This window comes from Thermodesulfobacteriota bacterium (assembly GCA_036482575.1).
Classification (GTDB): domain Bacteria; phylum Desulfobacterota; class GWC2-55-46; order GWC2-55-46; family JAUVFY01; genus JAZGJJ01.
In genome coordinates, this window is the sequence record JAZGJJ010000115.1 from 1 (window position 1) to 2,228 (window position 2,228).

1 pseudogene is annotated in these 2,228 nt (G+C 62.3%); it reads right to left on the minus strand.

The features are described 5' to 3' along the window. Nucleotides 1-2,219: pseudogene (locus V3W31_05130) on the minus strand (vitamin B12-dependent ribonucleotide reductase). Nucleotides 2,220-2,228: the final 9 nt, after the last annotated feature.

Consider the following 2,228-nt stretch of genomic DNA (forward strand, 5'->3'; position numbering starts at 1 on the left):
ACGTGCTCCACGGTGCCGCCGCAGTCGGGGCAGGCGCCGCGGCTTAAGGCCAGGGTGAACTCGAGCTTGGACTTTGTGTCGGTAAGGGCCGAGGGGTCCCCGCCGAGCGCAACGGTATTGCCGGCGGTCCTCTTGTACCGGAGGTACCAGTCCATTGCCTGCGCCAGAGCGTCCGAGCAGGAGGCGACCTTATCCGAGCCGAAGCCCACGGGAAGGTGGCAGCTTATCCCGCGCATCTGCTTTACTATCTCTTCGGGCTCTATGCCGCCGCGAAGCGCGAGCGAGGCCATCCTGCCCGTGGCCTCGCACTGGCTCGTGGCGCAGCCCCCGGCCTTCCCCATCTGGGTGAATATCTCGAACGGCTTGCCCTCGGGGTCCTGGTTTATGGTCACGTAAAGGTTCCCGCAGCCGGTTTGCATCTTCTTGGTTATGCCGAAGGCCACCTCGCCGCGCGGCTTGGGCTTGTGGTAGGGGGCCGTACCGACGGCTGCGGCGGGGGCGGGGGCTGCGTCCGTTTCCTCCACGGCGCCGTTACCGCTCTCCTTGCCGCGGGTAAGAACCTGAACGTCCCTTGACCCGTCGCGGTAGACGGTGACCCCCTTGCACCCGAGGTTATAGGCCATCGAGTATACCGCTGCAACGTCTTCGGTCGTGGCCTCGTTCGGGAAGTTGACGGTCTTGCTGACGGCGTTGTCGGTGTACTTCTGGAACGCGGCCTGCATCTTTATGTGCCACTCCGGGCTTATGTCGTGGGCGGTAACGAAGAGGTTCTTCAGGTCATCGGGCACGCCGTCGACGCCGTGGAGCCCGCCGGTCTCGGCGATAGCCTCGAGTATCTCCGGGCTGTCGCAGCCCCTCTCTCGGGCCACCTCCTCGAAGAGCGGGTTAACCTCCATGAGCTCGGTCCCTTCCATGACGGTCCTCTTGAAGACGAGGGCGAAGAGCGGCTCTATGCCCGAGGAGCATCCCGCCATTATGGATATGGTCCCGGTGGGGGCGATGGTGGTGACCGTGGCGTTTCTCACGGGCCTCCCGTTCCCTGTGCCGTTATTATAGATGGAGCCGTCGAATTCGGGGAAGGCCCCCCTCTTTTCGGCAAGCTCGTTGGAGGCCTCCCTGCCCTTGGCCTGCACGAAGCCCATGACGTCATCGGCGGCCCGCACGGCCTCCTCCGAGTTGTAGGGTATGCCGAGCCTTATGAGCATGTCCGCGAAGCCCATGACCCCGAGCCCTATCTTCCTGTTGGCCCTGGTCATCGTGCCTATCTCCTCTATGGGATAGTTGTTCATGTCTATTACGTTATCGAGGAAGTGCACGGCCTTCCTGGTGGTCCTCTCGATCCTCTCCCAGTCTATCTCAAAGCCCCGCGTGCCGCTGCCGTTGCCTTTGCCTTTCTTCTTGAGCATGCGGCTCAGGTTTATGGAGCCGAGGTTGCAGGACTCGTAGGGAAGGAGCGGCTGCTCGCCGCAGGGGTTGGTGGACTCCATCGGGCCGAGCTTCGGCGTGGGGTTGTCCCTGTTTATCCTGTCTATGAAGATGATGCCCGGGTCCCCGTTCTTCCACGCCATGTCGACGATCTTATCGAAGACCTCGCGCGCCCGGAGCTTGCCGACCACCTCGCCGCCGCGCGGATTTTTGAGGTCATACCCCTCGTCCTTCTCCACGGCCTCCATGAACTCCTCGGTGATGCTGACGGAGATGTTGAAGTTGTTGAGCTTATCGTTATCCACCTTGCAGGTTATGAAGTTCATGACGTCCGGGTGGTCGACCCGGAGTATTCCCATGTTGGCTCCCCTCCTGGTGCCGCCCTGCTTTATGGCCTCGGTGGCGCTGTCGAAGACGGTCATAAAGGAGACCGGACCGGAGGATATACCGGAGGTGGAGCCGACGACGTCGCCCGAGGGCCTGAGCGAAGAGAAGGAAAAACCGGTGCCCCCGCCGGACTTGTGTATCAAGGCGGTGTTCTTCACGGCCTCGAAGATGCTCTCCATCGAGTCGCCCACGGGCAGCACGAAGCACGCCGAGAGCTGTTGCAGGTCCCTGCCGGCGTTCATGAGCGTGGGGGAGTTGGGCATGAACTCGAGCGAGGCCATCATATCGTAGAACTCTCCGGCTACGGCCTCCGTGTCCGAGTCCGGGTCGTAATTACAGTCGGCCTTGGCGATATTCTCGCTCACCCGCTGAAACATCTCCTCGACGCTCTCGACCGGCTTGCCGTCCGCGTCCTA